Genomic DNA, 15,228 nt, shown 5'->3' on the forward strand with positions numbered 1-15,228 from the left:
CCTATGTTAGGCCGCTGTCCGCGGCGCGCGGACCACTTGATCAACGCCGGCGGCGTGTCGTCGCGGCCTGGGCCGATGCGCTCAGGCGCCGACTTCGGCCAGCTTGGCCTTCACCTCGGCCGCGCTCGGGTTGGTCAGCGTCGACCCGTCGGCGAACTTCACCGTCGGAACCGTCCTGTTGCCGCCATTGACCGAACCGACGAACTCCGCCGCCGCGGGGTCGTGCTCGATGTCGACCGCCTCGTAAGGGATTCCGTTGGACTTCAACACGGTCATGAGCCGGTGGCAGTAGCCACACCATGAGGTCGTGTAGACGGTGATCGGGGCGCTGGTCATAGCTCGTTAACGTAGCCCGCCGACAATGTGTTCCGCGCCGCGGGCACCGCACGGGTACGGGCGGCGTGGCGGCGGCAACTCGCCGACGCGCACTGGGCGGCGCCACGGTTTGTCGGCTATCGCTGCCAAGATGGACGCCATGCCGTTGGTCGCTGACGCCTTGACCGCCGGACTGGACGACGAGCAGCGCGAGGCCGTGCTGGCTCCGCGCGGGCCGGTCTGCGTGCTCGCTGGCGCCGGGACGGGCAAGACCCGCACCATCACGCACCGCATCGCCCAACTGGTGGCGGGCGGTCATGTGGCCGCCGGGCAGGTGCTGGCGGTCACCTTCACCCAGCGGGCGGCGGGGGAGATGCGCTCCCGGCTGCGGACGCTGGACGCCGCCACGGGCACGGACACCGGTGTCGGCGGGGTGCAGGCGCTGACGTTTCACGCGGCGGCGCACCGGCAGCTGCGGTACTTCTGGCCGCGGGTGGTCGGTGACACCGGCTGGCAGCTGCTCGACACCAAGTTCGCCGTGGTCGCGCGGGCGGCCAGCCGCTCCCGGATCAACGCCAGCACCGACGACGTCCGCGACCTGGCGGGCGAGATCGAGTGGGCCAAGGCGTCGCTGATCACCCCGGAGGAGTACCCGGCGGCCGTGGCCGCGGCGGGGCGCGACATCCCGTTGGACGCCGCCCGGGTCGCGACGGTCTACGGCGCCTACGAGGCGCTGAAGGTGCGCGACGAATCGGTGACGCTGCTCGATTTCGACGACCTGCTGCTGCACACCGCGGCCGCGATCGAAAACGACGCCGCCGTGGCCGACGAATTCCGGGGCCGCTACCGCTGCTTCGTCGTCGACGAATACCAGGACGTCACGCCGCTGCAGCAGCGGGTGCTGGCGGCGTGGCTGGGCGACCGGGACGACCTGACCGTCGTCGGCGACGCCAACCAGACCATCTACTCGTTCACCGGGGCCTCACCGCGGTTCCTGCTGGACTTCTCACGGCGGTATCCCGACGCCACCGTGGTCCGCCTGGAGCGCGACTACCGCTCCACCCCGCAGGTGGTGTCGTTGGCCAACCAGGTGATCGCCGCGGCCCGCGGCCGGGTCGCCGGCAGCAAGCTGCACCTGTCCGGGCAGCGTCCGCCAGGCCCGGCGCCGTCGTTCCACGAGTATCCCGACGAACCGGCCGAGGCCGCCGCGGTCGCCGCTTCGATCGCCCGGCTGATCGAAGCGGGCACCCCGCCGTCGGAGATCGCCGTGCTGTACCGGGTCAACGCGCAGTCGGAGGCCTATGAGGAAGCGTTGACCGAGGCGGGCGTTCCGTATCAGGTCCGCGGCGGCGAGGGTTTCTTCACCCGTCAGGAGATCAAGCAGGCGTTGTTGGCGCTGCAGCGGGCGGCCGAGCGCGGCGCCGAGGGGCCGCTGCCCGCCGTCGTGCGGGCGGTCCTGGAACCCCTGGGGCTGACGGCCGAGCCGCCGGTCGGCACCCGCGCCCGGGAGCGCTGGGAAGCGCTCACCGCGCTGGCCGAGCTGGTCGACGACGAGGTGGCCCAGCGCCCGCAGCTGGAACTCCCGGGCCTGGTGGCCGAACTGCGGTTGCGCGCCGACGCGCGACACCCGCCGGTGGTGCAGGGCGTCACGCTGGCCTCGCTGCACGCCGCCAAGGGACTGGAATGGGATGCGGTGTTCTTGGTCGGGCTGGCCGACGGCACACTGCCCATCTCGCACGCGTTGGCGCACGGCCCCGATAGCGAGGCCGTCGAGGAGGAACGTCGGCTGCTCTACGTCGGAATCACCAGGGCGAGAATACATTTGGCGCTCAGCTGGGCGCTGGCCCGCCACCCCGGCGGGCGGCAGGGCCGCAAGCCGTCACGGTTCCTCAACGGCATCGCGCCGCAGGCGCGCACCGACGCCGCGCCGAGCAAGGCCCGGCGCAACCGGGGCGCCGCGGCGCGCTGCCGGATCTGCAACAAGGACCTGTGCACCGCCGCGGCGGTCATGCTGCGGCGCTGTGAAACGTGCGCCGCCGACGTCGACGAGGAGTTGCTACTGCGGCTCAAGGCGTGGCGGCTCGACATCGCCAAGGAACAGAAGGTGCCCGCGTATGTCGTCTTCACCGACAACACGCTGATCGCGATCGCCGAGCTGCGCCCCGACGACGAGGACGCGCTGATCGCGATCCCCGGCATCGGCGCACGCAAGCTGGAACAGTACGGGCCCGACGTGCTGGAGCTGGTGCGCGACCGTTGACCGGTAAAGGTGCAGGTCAGAAAATCGGTTGTGGTGAACGGCGGCGACCGTTTACCCTCGAAACCGCGTGCTGGCGCTATGAAAGGAGGGTGGCCACGATGATCAACGACGCGTTCGGTGTAGGCGTGGCCGTCGCGGCGCTGTCCGCGCGGACCTTCCATGCCGCCCACACCGCTACGCCGGCGGCCGCGCTCAAGCATCGCGCCGCCGCCGCCGCCACGAACGCGTCCGTGGGACTCGAGGTCCACCGAATGGCTACGTAACAGCCCGGTTTTCACCGAATGGCCACGGACCCGAAGTCAAGGATCCGTGGCCACAGTTTTAGGGGCATCAATATTGAAAGCCCGCTACCTGGTCCGGATCACCGCAGGAAGCCCCGACCAGGAAGCAGGTGAGCAGGACATGTCGGCACTGACAGTCCCCAGACAGCCATCGCTGGTGTTGCCGTGTCACGTCGGCGATCCCGACCTCTGGTTCGCCGAGACCCCGGCCGACCTCGAGCGCGCCAAGGCGCTCTGCGCGGGCTGCCCGATCCGGCGCGCGTGCCTGGCGTCGGCGCTGGAGCGGGCCGAGCCGTGGGGCGTGTGGGGCGGCGAGATCCTCGACCGAGGCTCGATCCTGAGCTTCAAGCGACCGCGCGGGCGACCCCGCAAAGACGGGGTCGCCGCGTGAGCCGCGCTAGACGACCGCGCTGTCGGGTTCGGCGAAGCCGGGGATCAGCTGCTCGGACAGCTCCTTGATCGGCACACGTGCGTCCAGCTGGCACAGGATCGCGGCCACCGACGCGATCACACGCATCGGGATGGCCAGCTTGGGCGGCAGGTCCATCTGCCGGGCCGTCTTGATCTGCGACACCGACCGGTCGATCTGGCCCACGGTCATGCGCTGCAGCCACTTGCGCGTGTAGTGGAAGACGTCGACCTCGATGGGTTCGACGTACTGGCGCAGCATTTCGTCGATGTCGCGTACTGACACCTGCTGGCCCTTCTGGATGAAGCCGACTTTCTCCATCGTCGGCAACAGCAAGTCGTAGTTCTTGTCCCGGGCCAGCCGGATCGTCATCCCGAGCTCGATGGGGTAGCCGCCGGGCAGGGGTGCGACGGCGCCGAAGTCGATGACGCCCATCCGGCCGTCGGGGAGCAGCATGAAGTTCCCGGGGTGGGCGTCGCCGTGCAGCATTCCCAGCCGGCGCGGCGCGTCGAAGGTGAGCTCCAGTAGCCGGGTACCGATCAGGTCGCGCTGCTCGCGAGTCCCATTGCGGATGATCTCCGCCAGCGGCAGCCCCTCGATCCATTCCTGGACCACGACCTTGGGCGCGCTGGCCACGACGTGCGGTATCGCGAAGTGCGGGTGGCCCTCGTAGGCCTTGGCGAAGGCGCGCTGGTTGTCGGCCTCCAGCCGGTAGTCGAGTTCCATCTCGGTGCGCTCGACCAGCTCGTCGACGATGCCCTGGACGTCTGCGCCCGGGGCGAGCTGTTTGACCAAGCCGATCATCCGCTGCATGGTCTTGAGGTCGGCGCGCAGCGCCTCATCGGCACCCGGGTATTGGATCTTGACGGCCACCGGGCGGCCGTCGGCCCAGACCGCCTGGTGCACCTGGCCGATGCTGGCCGAGGCGATGGGTTTGTCGTCGAACGAACTGAACCGCTCCCGCCACTTGGTGCCCAGCTGGCCGTCGAGCACCCGGTGCACCTTGTTGGCGGGCAGCGGCGGGGCGTCCTTTTGCAGCTTGGTCAACGCCTCGCGGTAAGGCTCCCCGAACTCGTCCGGGATGGCGGCCTCCATGACCGACAAGGCCTGGCCCACCTTCATCGCCCCGCCCTTGAGCTCGCCCAAGACGGTGAACAGCTGGTTGGCGGCTTTCTCCATCAGCTCGGCCTGGACTTCGTCTCTCGATTTGCCGGTCAGCCGCTTACCGAAGCCGAGGGCCGCCCGGCCGGCGAAGCCGACCGGGATGCTGGCCAGCTTCGCGTTTCGCGCCGCACGGCCGCGCTTGATGTCTGCCACGTACCCATCATCCATGACGGCCGGGTCGCCTCGCGCTTGATCTTCGCAACACCTGGTCCCCGGGCCGCCGGCCGCGCGGAGCCCTAGGTTGTCCTTGCGGGTTGCAGTCGGCGACCCACCGAAGGGCGGTATCGACCAGGCCATGGCAGCAAAGCAATCGCAGCACGACGCTGCAGACTCCTTGTTCAGGGCGATCATCGAGACGCTGGACAAACACCGAAACGACCAGACCTTGACCGCGGAGATCCTGCACCAGCTCGCCACGGCCTACGAGTCGGTGTCTGCGAACGTCCCGGACCAGGGGCGGCTGGGGTAGCGCCCGCGTCAGCACGAGCACAGCGGATGCCGGTCCCATTGCCGCGCGACGATGGCGCCGGCGTTGAGATCGAATTCCAGCGTGGCGTTCAGCGTCTGGGGCGGGCCCGGATCGGGTACCGCCTCGTGCTTGCGGACCGCCGCGATTACCCGGTTGACCTGGCTGAGCGCCAGCGCGGCGGTCGCCAGCAGCGTGGCCCGGTCGGCGACCCCGACGGTTTCCCGCAGCTGCGCCGAGATGGCCGGCCACGCCGCGTCGCGGTCCCGCCGATGTAGGTCGGTGCAGCCCAGGCAGCTGGTCGTGCCGGGGATGACCAGCGGACCGACCAGCCCGATGCCGTCGCGGACCCGTACCGGCAGGTGGGGGACACCCTGGGTCTGCAGATCGCGGACCATACGCGGATCGGCGACCAGGTAATCCGACAGCACCACCAGGTCGACGGCGGTTGCCGACACGGTGGCGTGCGGTTGGCTGCTGTGGGCGACCCGGGCGCCCGAGCAGCGCAACGCCTCGACGAGCAGCTCCGACAACGGGCCGCGGCCGTGGATCCGGATGGACGGCGCCCGGCCGCGGGATTTCGCGCACTCGGTCGCGACGCCCGCGCCGACCAGCTGGGCGACCAGGTCCATCAGCCCCTCGGCGTCCTGCAAGCCGCGGTCGGCGGCCCACCGCTGTAACTCCGATAGCGGCGTCGGTGACCGCATGGACCGCAGCAATGCGGCCAACTCCGCGGCGGCCAGGCCGCCCGGTGGATGCACCAGCACCGCGCGACGGGGATCCCAGCCGATCTGGACGGCGCCGTCGGGCCGCAGCAGCACAGGCATGGCCGGGTTCAGCGCGTAGGTGGAAAGCACGGCCGGTGGCACGGGTGCACTGTGCCACGCGGCGGGTAGCCGCCTTGGTCAGTTATCCACAGGACCGGGGCCGGGGTCCTCGGGGTTCTCCTCGAGTTTGGCGATCGCCTCGTCGATGCCGCTGGTGTCGCCGCCGATGATCCGGTCGATGAAGCCGGCCGGCTCGTCGAGGTCCTCGGCGGCGGGCAGCAGATCGGGGTGTTGCCAGATCGCGTCGCGGGCGTCCACGCCGACGGCCTCGGTGAGGCGCTCCCACAGCGCGGCGGCTTCGCGCATCTTGCGTGGCCGCAGCTCCAGGCCCACCAGCGTCGCAAAGGTCTGCTCGGCAGGGCCGCCGGTGGCGCGGCGGCGGCGCAGCGTTTCGCCGAGGGCGGCCGCACCCGGAATCCGATCGCCCAGTGCCGCGGTCACCACCACCTGTACCCAACCCTCGATCAGCGCGAGCAGCGTCTCGAGGCGTTCCAGCGCCTGCGTCTGCGCCGGGGTCGCCTTGGGCTCGAAAACGCCTTGCCCCAACAGGTTTTCGATGGCCGCCGGGTCGGATAGCGTCGCCGGGTTGAAGTCGCGGGCCAGCTCCTCGATACCGCTCATGTCGATCTGCATGCCCGTCGCATAGGCCTCCACGGCGCCCAGCAGCTGGCTCGACAGCCACGGCACGTGGCTGAACAGGCGGTGGTGGGCGGCCTCGCGGGCGGCCAGGAATGTCAGGATCTCGCTGCGGGGCTGCTCGAGTCCGGCGGTGAACGACTCCAGCGCGTCCGGGAGGATGGCGGCAACGCCCTTGGGCCCCAACGGCAGACCGATTTCGGTCGACGTCAGCACCTCGCGGGACAATCGGCCCAGCGCCTGCCCCAGCTGGGAGCCGAAGGCCATACCGCCCATCTGCGACATCATCGCCATCAACGGGCCGGCCATGCTCTTGGCCTCCTCGGGTAGCGACGAGGCCCACACCGTCGAAATCTGTTGCGCCATCGGGTCGCACAACCGCTTCCAGGTCGCCAGGCTGTTGTCGACCCAGTCGGCCGGGGTCCAGCCCACCGCCTTGGTGGTGCCGGCGGGCAGCGCCGTGGCACCGTCCAGCCAGGTCTCGGCGAGGTGTACCGCGTCGGCGATCGCCGAGTGTGTCGTGGGCGGGATCGGCGCCACGAACCCGATCGAGTTCGTGGCCACCCGGCGCGCCAGCTCGTAGTTGACCGGTCCCGATTGGCCCCCGGCCATCCCGGTGCCCGCGCTGGAAAACATCTGACCCAGCTGAGTGAAGATCTGCCCCAGGTCGCCCATGCCGAATGCGCCGAACGGATCGGAGCCGCCGGAGCCCGAATTGGGATCTTTCTTCCCAGGTTTGTCGGGGTCTTCTCCGTGGGAGAAGCCGAAAGGCAGGTCAGCCATACCGTCAACGGTACTCACCGCTGGAACGGGGCGGGCGGTCTCGGGTCAGCTTGTGGCTGAACCGTGCGCAACGGGCTCCGTCTAGTGTAATCGGCGTGAACAGGCGGATTCTGACCTTGATGGTCGCGCTCGTGCCGATCCTGGTCTTCGGCGTGTTGCTCGCGATGGTGACGGTGCCATTCGTCTCGCTGGGCCCCGGCCCCACCTTCGACACGCTCGGCGAGGTCGACGGCAAGCAGGTGGTGGCGATCGAGGGTGCCGCGACCCATCCGACCACAGGGCACCTGAACATGACCACGGTGTCCCAGCGGGACGAGCTGACCCTGGGTGAAGCGCTGACGCTGTGGCTCTCGGGGCAGGAGCAGCTGGTACCGCGCGATCTGATCTACCCGCCGGGCAAGTCGCGGGACGAGGTCGACAAGGCCAACAACGCGGACTTCAAGGATTCGGAGGACAGCGCCGCGTACGCCGCGCTGGGCTACCTGAAGTACCCCGCAGCGGTCACGGTCGCCAAGGTCACCGATCCGGGTCCGTCGGCGGGCAAGCTGAAGGACGGCGACGCCATCGACGCGGTCAACGGCACCCCGGTGGCCGACGTCAACCAGTTCACGGGATTGCTGAAGAGCACCAAGCCCGGCCAGACGGTGACCATCGATTACCGACGCAAGAACGAGCCGGCAGGCGTGGCGCAAATTACGCTGGGCGCGAACAAGGATCGCGACTACGGCTTCCTGGGCGTCGCCGTGCTCACTGCACCCTGGGCGCCGTTCGTCGTGGATTTCAACCTCGCCAACGTGGGCGGGCCGTCCGCCGGCCTGATGTTCAGCCTGGCGGTGGTCGACAAGCTGACCACCGGTGACCTGACCGGGTCGAAGTTCATCGCGGGAACCGGCACCATCTCCGCCGACGGGAAGGTTGGCCAGATCGGCGGCATCACGCACAAGATGGTCGCCGCCCACGCGGCGGGCGCCACCGTATTCTTGGTGCCAGCCAAGAACTGCTACGAGGCGAACTCGGACAATCCGTCCGGCCTGCGCCTGGTGAAGGTCGAGACGCTTGGCCAGGCGGTCGACGCGCTGCATGCGATCACGTCGGGGGGCCAGGCGCCAAGCTGCTGAAGTTGGACGGGCCGGGATCGCAGGTCGCGCGATGCGTAGAGTTGTCACCGTCGATCAATCGAGCAGGGAGCGTAGCCAGTGGGGATGCGACCCGCCGCACGGATGCCGAAGCTGACTCGGCGTAGCCGGATTCTGATCCTGATCGCACTGGGTGTGATCGCTTTGCTGCTCGCCGGTCCGCGGCTGATCGACGCCTACGTGGACTGGCTGTGGTTCGGTGAGCTGGGCTACCGCTCGGTGTTCACGACCGTGCTGGTCACCCGGTTCGTGGTCTTTCTGGTGGCCGGCCTGCTGGTGGGCGGCATCGTGTTCGCCGGCCTCGCAGTGGCCTACCGCACCCGCCCGGTGTTCGTGCCGAGCAGCGAGAACGACCCGGTGGCCCGGTATCGCGCCGTCGTCCTGTCCCGGCTGCGGCTGGTGGGCATCGGGGTTCCGGTCGCGATCGGCCTGCTGGCCGGCATCGTCGCGCAAAGCTACTGGGTGCGCATCCAGCTGTTCATGCACGGCGGGGACTTCGGCATCCGGGATCCGCAATTCGGCAAGGACCTCGGCTTTTACGCGTTCGATCTGCCGTTCTATCGCCTGCTGCTCAGCTACCTGTTCGTCGCCGTGTTCCTGGCCTTCGTGGCCAACCTGTTGGCGCACTACATCTTTGGTGGAATTCGGCTGTCGGGCCGCACCGGCGTGCTGAGCCGCGCCGCTCGAATCCAGCTGGTCACCGTGGTGGGGCTGTTGGTATTGCTCAAGGCGTTCGCGTACTGGCTGGACCGCTACGAGTTGCTGTCGCACACCCGCGGGGGCAAGCCTTTCACCGGCGCCGGGTATACCGACATCAACGCGGTGCTGCCCGCCAAGCTCATCCTGATGGCGATCGCGCTGATCTGCGCCGCCGCGGTGTTCTCCGCGGTCGTCCTGCGCGACTTGCGGATTCCCGCGATCGGCCTGGTGTTGTTGCTGCTGTCGTCGTTGATCGTGGGCGCCGGGTGGCCGTTGATCGTCGAGCAGATCAGCGTCAAACCCAATGCCGCGCAGAAGGAAAGCGAATACATCGGCCGCAGCATCACGGCCACGCGGCAGGCGTATGGCCTGACGTCGGACGTGGTCACCTACCGCACTTATGCGGGTGATACGCAGGCCACCGCGCAGCAGGTGGCCGACGACCGGGCGACCACCGCCAACATCCGGCTGCTCGACCCGACCATCGTCAGCCCGGCGTTCACCCAGTTCCAGCAGGGCAAGAACTTCTATTACTTCCCCGACCAGCTGTCCATCGACCGCTACCTGGACCGCAACGGCGCGCTGCGCGACTACGTCGTCGCGGCCCGCGAACTCAACCCGGACCGGCTGATCGACAACCAGCGGGACTGGATCAACCGGCACACCGTCTACACCCACGGCAACGGGTTCATCGCGTCGCCGGCCAATACGGTGCGCGGAATCGCCAACGACCCCAACCAAAACGGTGGTTACCCCGAATTCCTGGTCAACGTCGTCGGCGCGAACGGCAGCGTGGTATCCGACGGCCCGGCACCGCTGGACCAGCCGCGCATCTACTACGGCCCCGTCATCTCCAGCGCGTCCTCCGACTACGCGATCGTCGGGCGCAACGGCGCGGACCGCGAATACGACTACGAGACCAGCTCCGAGACCAAGAACTACACCTACACCGGGCTGGGGGGAGTGCCCGTCGGGGACTGGTTGTCGCGCAGCGTGTTCGCCGCCAAGTTCGCGGAGCGAAACTTCCTGTTCTCCAACGTGATCGGCTCCAACAGCAGGATCCTGTTCAACCGCGACCCGGCCCGGCGGGTGGAGGCGGTGGCGCCGTGGCTGACCACCGACAGCTCGGTGTACCCGGCGATCGTGAACAAGCGGCTGGTGTGGATCATCGACGGCTACACCACGTTGGACAACTACCCGTACTCCGAACTCACCTCCCTGGAATCGGCCACCGCCGACTCGAACGAGGTGGCGTTCAACAAGCTGGCCCCCGACAAGCAGGTCTCCTACATCCGCAACTCGGTGAAGGCCACGGTGGACGCCTATGACGGCACCGTGACGCTCTACCAGCAGGACGAGCAGGACCCGGTGCTCAAGGCGTGGATGCAGGTCTTCCCCGGCACGGTCAAACCGAAGAGCGACATCACCCCCGAGCTGGCCGAGCATTTGCGGTATCCCGAGGACCTGTTCAAGGTGCAGCGGATGCTGCTGGCCAAGTACCACGTCAACGATCCGGTGACGTTCTTCTCCACGTCGGACTTCTGGGACGTGCCGCTGGACCCGAACCCGACCGCCAGCAGCTATCAGCCGCCCTATTACATCGTCGCGAAAAACATTGCCAAGAACGACAATTCGTCCTCGTATCAGCTGACGAGCGCGATGAACAGGTTCAAGCGCGATTACCTGGCCGCCTACATCAGCGCCAGCTCCGACCCGGCGACGTACGGCAGGATCACCGTGCTGACCATCCCGGGTCAGGTCAACGGGCCCAAGCTGGCCAACAACGCCATCACCACCGACCCGGCGGTGTCCCAGGACCTTGGTGTGATCGGGCGCGACAACCAGAACCGGATCCGCTGGGGCAACCTGCTCACCCTGCCGGTGGGCCAGGGCGGCCTGCTGTATGTCGAACCCGTCTACGCCTCTCCGGGAGCCAGCGACGCCGCCTCGTCGTACCCGCGCCTGATCCGGGTGGCGATGATGTACAACGACAAGATCGGGTACGGCCCCACGGTGCGCGACGCCCTGACCGGGCTGTTCGGTCCCGGCGCGGGCGCGGCCGCGACGGGAATTCAGCCGACCGACGCCGGCAACCCCCAGGCGGCCCCACCGGTCACCCCGCCCGCACCGGCCAGTCCGCCGGGATCGCCACCGCCGACGGCGATCCCGCCGGTCCCGGACGGGTCGGTGACGCTGTCCCCGGCCAAATCCGCCGCCCTGCAAGAGATTCAGGCGGCGCTGGGCGCGGCCAAGGACGCCCAGAAGAAGGGCGATTTCGCCGGCTATGGCGCCGCGTTGCAGCGGTTGGACGACGCAATCACCAAGTACAACAACACCAAATAGCTTTCAGGCGTAGGCCGTTCGGAACCTCTCCCGATAGGCTTTCGGGCTGATGCCCAGGTGGTTGACGAATACCCGTCTCAGCGTCTCGATGCTGCCGAAGCCGGCCATGCCCGCGGTCTCGGTGACGGAACGGCCGGATTCGAGTGCGCCACGGGCGAAATCGATTCGCACCAATTCGACATAGCGTGCCGGACTCATTCCGAGCTCGGACTGAAAGAGGCGGGTCAGCTGACGGGTGCTCAGTGACGCCCGGGCCGCAAGAGATGTCACGCTGTGGTTCGCGGCCGGGTTGGCCGCGACCGCATCGATGACCGCCCGCAGCGGCGACTGTGGCGGCGGATCCGCCTCGACCAGCACCGAGAATTGTGATTGGCCCCCAGCGCGTTTGAGGTAGACGACCAGCCACCGGGCGACGTTGCGGACCAGTTCGGTCCCGTAATCCATTTCGACCAACGCCAGCGCCAGATCGATGCCCGACGACACCCCGGCCGAGGTGAAGACGTCGCCGTCGCGGACGAAGATCGCGTCGGGCTCAACGGTGACATCCCGAAAGGCCCGGGCCAACAACCGGGCCTCGTTCCAGTGGGTGGTGGCGCGCCTGCCGCTGAGCAGGCCGGCCTGCGCGAGGATGAACGACCCGGTGCAGATGGAGGCCATCCGCCGCGCCCGTCCCGACATCGATCTGATGGCCTCGACGAGCGCGGGGTCGATGGCTCGCCGGGGCAAATGGTCGCTGCCGGCGACCAGAACGGTATCGGCGGAATCGATCGACGAAAGGCGGTCGGTGACACCCATTCGGTTCCCGATCGACGTTGTCACCTCCCGCCCGTCCACCGATGCGATTTTGAGCTGGTAGTCGGCGCCGAACCGGTTGGCTTCGACGAACACTTCACCCGCTCCCGCGACGTCCAACAGCGTCACGTCGTCGAAGACGACGATCACCACCACCCGCGAACCCACTCCAGCCACGCAAGACATTGTGTCGCGTTTTGTGGAGAGGACGGCTCGAACGGCCACGGTCGGGGAGCCCGCGCGGCCGCAGACTGGCTAGCACGATCACCCGAAGGAGACACGATCATGACCGCCAGCTCGATCGAGAGCATTGCCGACATCCGCATACCCGACTCGCCGTTGGTGCGCGAGGCCACCGATTTCATTCGTGACGCCGAGGACGACCTGCTGTTCAACCACTCGCGGCGGGTGTTCCTCTTCGGCGCGCTGCAGGGCCGGCGCCGCGGGCTGCAACCGGACCTGGAGTTGCTCTACGTCGGCGCGATGTTCCACGACCTCGGGCTCACCGAGCGCTACCGCACCTCGACGATTCGCTTCGAGGTCGACGGCGCGGACGCCGCCCGGGACTTCCTGACGGCGCGCGGCGTCGATAGGGCCGACGCCGAGAAGGTGTGGCTCGGCATCGCCCTGCACACCACAACGGGCGTGCCGGAATTCCTTGCGCCCGAAGTCGCTTTGCTCCAAGCCGGTGTCGAGGTCGACGTGGTCGGCATCGGGCGGGCGGATCTGGCCCCCGATGCCATCGCCGCGGTGACCGCCGCCCACCCGCGCCCGCAGTTCAAGCGGCGCATCCTGGCGGCGTTCAACGACGGCATGAAGCACCGCCCGCAGACCACCGCAGGCACCATGAACGCCGACGTGCTGGCGCACTTCGATCCCGCCTTCGAGCGCGTCGACTTCGTCGACAAAATCTTCAACAACAGCTGGCCGGAATAGCGGAAAGGAGCGGACACGTGGATATCCACGAGGCGCTGTACACCACCAGGATGATGCGGCGGTTGCGGCCGGACCCGATTCCGCTGGACACGCAGGCCCGCATTCTGGACGCGGCCGTCCGCGCCCCCAATGGGGGCAACACCCAGCGCTGGCACTTCGTGGCCGTCGATGATCGTGAACTCATCCGCGAGTTCGCCCAACTGTTTCGGCGAGCCCGCGCCATCGAGTACGAGAAGTTCAGCGCGGGGGCGGGACCGATGGTGGCGACGGCCCCCGGTGCGGACCCGACCACCCACGCCGAGACGATGTGCCGAATGCAGGGCTCGGGAAACTACCTGGCCGACCATTTCGAGGAAATCCCCCTGTTGCTCTTCGTTTTCGCCATCGACGACCTCGGCGGCGCCAACATCTATCCGGCGATCTGGAGCGCGTTGCTCGCCGCACGTGCCGAGGGTGTCGGCGGTGTCATGACGATGGTGCTCCGCAATTTCAAGGACGAGGTGAACGAATTGCTGGGCGTGCCGGTCGAGGAGGGCTGGGAGATGTCGGCCATGCTGACCCTCGGCTACCCCCGGGGTAAGTGGGGTGTCGCGGCCAATCGGCGTCCCGTGCACGAGGTTTCCTCCCGCAACGGCTGGGGCAAGCCGTTCGGTATCGAAGTGCCGCAGCCACTCTGGCCATAAGCTTGCAGCGCAAGGTTTTCCGAGGAAGGCGAGTCAATGGCCGAGCCGAATGAAATCGGGGTCACCGTGGTGCGGCCGGGGGAGGGCGAGTACGTCGCTCTCCCCGGATTCGGGGCGGTGTTCAAGCTGTCCAGCAAGAGCAACGGGGGCGAGGTGTCCATCGTCGAGCACCCGTTTGAAGTGGGCCTGCTCACGGCGGCGCACCGGCACACCTGCGAGGACGAGCATTCAATCGTGCTGGCGGGCGAGATCGGCTTCCGTTCCGACGACAGCGAGGTCGTACTCGGTCCCGGTGGATACATCACCAAGCCCCGGGGGCAGATGCACGCGATGTGGAACGCCGGCAGCGAGCCGGGCCGCATCATCGAAGTCATCACTCCGGGCGGATTCGAAAACTACTTCCGCGAGCTCGGCGAGCTGCTCGTCGAGCACGCCAACGACCCGGTTGGCAAGGTCCTGCACGAGTTGCCCGAGTTCGGCGAGCTGGCCGACAAGTACGGGCTGACCTACGGGTCGCCCGACTGGATGGACGACATCGCGAAACGGTACGGGCTGAACCCGCCGTCGCACTGAGCAGGGACCGCACCCCCGCTGAGCCCGCGATTTGGTCGCCGCGATGCCGGTTCGGTAACCTGGCATTTACCAACGCGGGGTGGAGCAGCTCGGTAGCTCGCTGGGCTCATAACCCAGAGGTCGCAGGTTCGAATCCTGTCCCCGCTACTAGCGGAAATGGCCCCCGGAGGACACTCCGGGGGCCATTTTCATGCCTGATGGCCACGTGTTTGGCCACATTAGGCATGCTAAGCATCTAACTATCTCCTGCATCGCCCGGGTCCCAGCCGTTGCCGATGAGGAATGCGGCCGCCCGCTCGGCGGCGTCTCGATCATCGTTTCGCAGAACATGCGCATAGGTCTGCAGGAAGAATCCAACATTGGCATGTCCGATCCGCTCGCTGATCACCTTCGGGCTTATGCCAGCTTTGAGCGCACCGGTCGCGTAGGAGTGCCACAGATCGTGGAAGGTGATCCGCGATAGTCCTGCAGCTGCCGCGAGACGATCAAAACGCTGTCTAATGGTGTCGGGGTGCGGCGGGCGGCCGTTCTCAAAGGTGAAGACAAAGTCGCCGGGCTGATAGTCGGCGCCGAAGAACTCGCGCTCACGGTTCTGAACCACGCGCCAGTTACGCAACGCTGCGACTGTGGCCCGATCGATCGAGATCGTTTGGTCGGCGTTCTTTGTTTTGCCTCCTTCCTTGTCGGGTGGTCATCGTCGCTGCAGTGCAATCCCTTTCGAGGCGCACGTTAGAGACGACAGCGCCGATCTGTCCTACACAGGTCAGGCGGTTCTTAGGAAACTGTGACCTTAATGCAAGAGGTGGGGTGTCCTATGAGTCCAACAGTCCGGACAGTCCGGCGGTGTGGGTCGTGTCCTGAAACCGGTGTAAATGGGGCCGGGCGTAGGTTCTGCTTCGAGACCTACCAAGTCATCGAAGAAAGG

14 protein-coding genes, 1 tRNA gene and 1 pseudogene are annotated in these 15,228 nt (G+C 67.6%); 10 read left to right on the forward strand and 6 right to left on the reverse strand.

Features of this window, described 5'->3' with window-relative positions:
- Positions 1-81: 81 nt before the first annotated feature.
- Positions 82-336, reverse strand: coding sequence for a mycoredoxin Mrx1 (gene mrx1 / locus AWC17_RS21685; RefSeq protein WP_046187032.1), 255 nt, complete (start codon positions 334-336; stop codon positions 82-84).
- A 139-nt stretch (positions 337-475) separates the two neighbouring features.
- Here mrx1 and AWC17_RS21690 point away from each other — a divergent pair, with 139 nt between their 5' ends.
- From AWC17_RS21690 to AWC17_RS21695, 3 genes are all read left to right on the forward strand, one after another.
- Positions 476-2,575, forward strand: a complete 2,100-nt coding sequence (locus AWC17_RS21690; RefSeq protein ID WP_167385612.1) for an ATP-dependent DNA helicase UvrD2 — start codon at positions 476-478, stop codon at positions 2,573-2,575.
- Between the two features lie 98 nt (positions 2,576-2,673).
- Complete coding sequence (locus tag AWC17_RS32805) at positions 2,674-2,838, forward strand: hypothetical protein (protein WP_167385611.1); 165 nt, start codon at positions 2,674-2,676, stop codon at positions 2,836-2,838.
- Between the two features lie 139 nt (positions 2,839-2,977).
- Positions 2,978-3,247: a WhiB family transcriptional regulator gene (locus AWC17_RS21695; RefSeq protein ID WP_047322043.1), complete on the forward strand. Its 270-nt coding sequence runs from the start codon at positions 2,978-2,980 to the stop codon at positions 3,245-3,247.
- A 6-nt stretch (positions 3,248-3,253) separates the two neighbouring features.
- On the opposite strand, the gene AWC17_RS21700 is transcribed toward AWC17_RS21695, so the two are convergent.
- Positions 3,254-4,597 carry a macrolide-binding ATPase MABP-1 gene (locus tag AWC17_RS21700; RefSeq protein ID WP_046187245.1) on the reverse strand — a complete coding sequence of 448 codons (1,344 nt, stop codon included), beginning with the start codon at positions 4,595-4,597 and terminating at the stop codon, positions 3,254-3,256.
- A 127-nt stretch (positions 4,598-4,724) separates the two neighbouring features.
- Here AWC17_RS21700 and AWC17_RS32810 point away from each other — a divergent pair, with 127 nt between their 5' ends.
- A complete protein-coding gene (locus AWC17_RS32810; RefSeq protein WP_167385613.1) occupies positions 4,725-4,898 on the forward strand; it encodes a hypothetical protein in 174 nt (57 codons plus the stop codon).
- An 8-nt stretch (positions 4,899-4,906) separates the two neighbouring features.
- Here the strand turns inward: AWC17_RS32810 and AWC17_RS21705 are convergent, their stop codons facing one another.
- Entirely contained in the window at positions 4,907-5,722 is an 816-nt protein-coding gene (locus AWC17_RS21705; RefSeq protein WP_047322044.1) for a cyclodehydratase, read from the reverse strand.
- 78 nt (positions 5,723-5,800) lie between these two features.
- Positions 5,801-7,159: a zinc-dependent metalloprotease gene (locus tag AWC17_RS21710; protein WP_167385614.1), complete on the reverse strand. Its 1,359-nt coding sequence runs from the start codon at positions 7,157-7,159 to the stop codon at positions 5,801-5,803.
- A 77-nt stretch (positions 7,160-7,236) separates the two neighbouring features.
- Here AWC17_RS21710 and AWC17_RS21715 point away from each other — a divergent pair, with 77 nt between their 5' ends.
- Together AWC17_RS21715 and AWC17_RS21720 are read left to right on the forward strand one after the other, a co-directional pair.
- The gene (locus tag AWC17_RS21715) at positions 7,237-8,259 is read left to right on the forward strand and encodes a YlbL family protein (protein ID WP_046186416.1); all 1,023 of its coding nucleotides are present in this window, start codon (positions 7,237-7,239) and stop codon (positions 8,257-8,259) included.
- Positions 8,260-8,337: 78 nt separating this feature from the next.
- Positions 8,338-11,319 carry a UPF0182 family protein gene (locus tag AWC17_RS21720; protein ID WP_085165081.1) on the forward strand — a complete coding sequence of 994 codons (2,982 nt, stop codon included), beginning with the start codon at positions 8,338-8,340 and terminating at the stop codon, positions 11,317-11,319.
- Positions 11,320-11,322: 3 nt separating this feature from the next.
- Here the strand turns inward: AWC17_RS21720 and AWC17_RS21725 are convergent, their stop codons facing one another.
- Positions 11,323-12,297 (reverse strand): GlxA family transcriptional regulator, encoded by a 975-nt coding sequence (locus AWC17_RS21725; RefSeq protein ID WP_197083511.1) that lies wholly within the window; start codon positions 12,295-12,297, stop codon positions 11,323-11,325.
- Positions 12,298-12,396: 99 nt separating this feature from the next.
- Here AWC17_RS21725 and AWC17_RS21730 point away from each other — a divergent pair, with 99 nt between their 5' ends.
- From AWC17_RS21730 to AWC17_RS21745, 4 genes are all read left to right on the forward strand, one after another.
- A complete protein-coding gene (locus AWC17_RS21730) occupies positions 12,397-13,047 on the forward strand; it encodes an HD domain-containing protein (protein WP_046186742.1) in 651 nt (216 codons plus the stop codon).
- Positions 13,048-13,064: 17 nt separating this feature from the next.
- Positions 13,065-13,730: a nitroreductase family protein gene (locus AWC17_RS21735; protein WP_046186743.1), complete on the forward strand. Its 666-nt coding sequence runs from the start codon at positions 13,065-13,067 to the stop codon at positions 13,728-13,730.
- A 36-nt stretch (positions 13,731-13,766) separates the two neighbouring features.
- Positions 13,767-14,303, forward strand: a complete 537-nt coding sequence (locus AWC17_RS21740; protein WP_046186744.1) for a cupin domain-containing protein — start codon at positions 13,767-13,769, stop codon at positions 14,301-14,303.
- 73 nt (positions 14,304-14,376) lie between these two features.
- Positions 14,377-14,450: transfer RNA gene (locus tag AWC17_RS21745), tRNA-Met, on the forward strand.
- Positions 14,451-14,538: 88 nt separating this feature from the next.
- Here the strand turns inward: AWC17_RS21745 and AWC17_RS21750 are convergent.
- A pseudogene (locus tag AWC17_RS21750) lies at positions 14,539-14,955 on the reverse strand (site-specific integrase); the annotation flags it as partial.
- Between the last annotated feature and the right edge of the window lie 273 nt (positions 14,956-15,228).

The sequence above is a fragment of the Mycobacterium nebraskense genome (assembly GCF_002102255.1).
Classification (GTDB): domain Bacteria; phylum Actinomycetota; class Actinomycetes; order Mycobacteriales; family Mycobacteriaceae; genus Mycobacterium; species Mycobacterium nebraskense.

Bases quoted from the DNA above. Each gene is read 5' to 3' on its own strand.
- mrx1 (WP_046187032.1), bottom strand. From the start codon at position 336: ATGACCAGCGCCCCGATCACCGTCTACACGACCTCATGGTGTGGCTAC.
- AWC17_RS21690 (WP_167385612.1), top strand. From the start codon at position 476: ATGCCGTTGGTCGCTGACGCCTTGACCGCCGGACTGGACGACGAGCAG.
- AWC17_RS32805 (WP_167385611.1), top strand. From the start codon at position 2,674: ATGATCAACGACGCGTTCGGTGTAGGCGTGGCCGTCGCGGCGCTGTCC.
- AWC17_RS21695 (WP_047322043.1), top strand. From the start codon at position 2,978: ATGTCGGCACTGACAGTCCCCAGACAGCCATCGCTGGTGTTGCCGTGT.
- AWC17_RS21700 (WP_046187245.1), bottom strand. From the start codon at position 4,597: ATGGATGATGGGTACGTGGCAGACATCAAGCGCGGCCGTGCGGCGCGA.
- AWC17_RS32810 (WP_167385613.1), top strand. From the start codon at position 4,725: ATGGCAGCAAAGCAATCGCAGCACGACGCTGCAGACTCCTTGTTCAGG.
- AWC17_RS21705 (WP_047322044.1), bottom strand. From the start codon at position 5,722: ATGCCTGTGCTGCTGCGGCCCGACGGCGCCGTCCAGATCGGCTGGGAT.
- AWC17_RS21725 (WP_197083511.1), bottom strand. From the start codon at position 12,297: ATGTCTTGCGTGGCTGGAGTGGGTTCGCGGGTGGTGGTGATCGTCGTC.
- AWC17_RS21730 (WP_046186742.1), top strand. From the start codon at position 12,397: ATGACCGCCAGCTCGATCGAGAGCATTGCCGACATCCGCATACCCGAC.
- AWC17_RS21740 (WP_046186744.1), top strand. From the start codon at position 13,767: ATGGCCGAGCCGAATGAAATCGGGGTCACCGTGGTGCGGCCGGGGGAG.